Annotated in this window: 1 rRNA gene; it reads right to left on the bottom strand. The window is 55.7% G+C overall.

From position 1 onward, the window contains the following. Positions 1 to 37: 37 nt before the first annotated feature. A 5S ribosomal RNA gene (gene rrf / locus AC1DCJ_RS20330) occupies positions 38 to 152 on the bottom strand. Between the last annotated feature and the right edge of the window lie 207 nt (positions 153 to 359).

Here is a 359-nt window from a genome sequence, read left to right as displayed (position 1 = left end):
ACCCCGTTGCGTGAGCAACGGGGTTTTTGGGTATAAACCCTGGCGATGACCTACTCTCGCATGGCTTGAGCCACACTACCATCGGCGCAGCTGCGTTTCACTTCCGAGTTCGGGATGGGATCGGGTGGTTCCACAGCGCTAATTTCACCAGGGAGGCTTTTGGAGTGTCGCCGCAGAGCGTGTCTTTGCAGGGAGCGGGCACGGATGTGCCGGCTTTACAAAGAGACGCGCCTGAGCGCCTGCCTCTCGTTTGGTCTTGTGACGTAGCGTGCACTTGGGATCTATCGACATGTCATGTCGGCCAAGGCAACTTGAGGTTATATGGTCAAGCCACACGGATCATTAGTATCAGTTAGTAG

This window comes from Stenotrophomonas sp. 10N36, from assembly GCF_056395005.1.
This window is presented reverse-complemented; position numbering and strand designations above follow the sequence as displayed.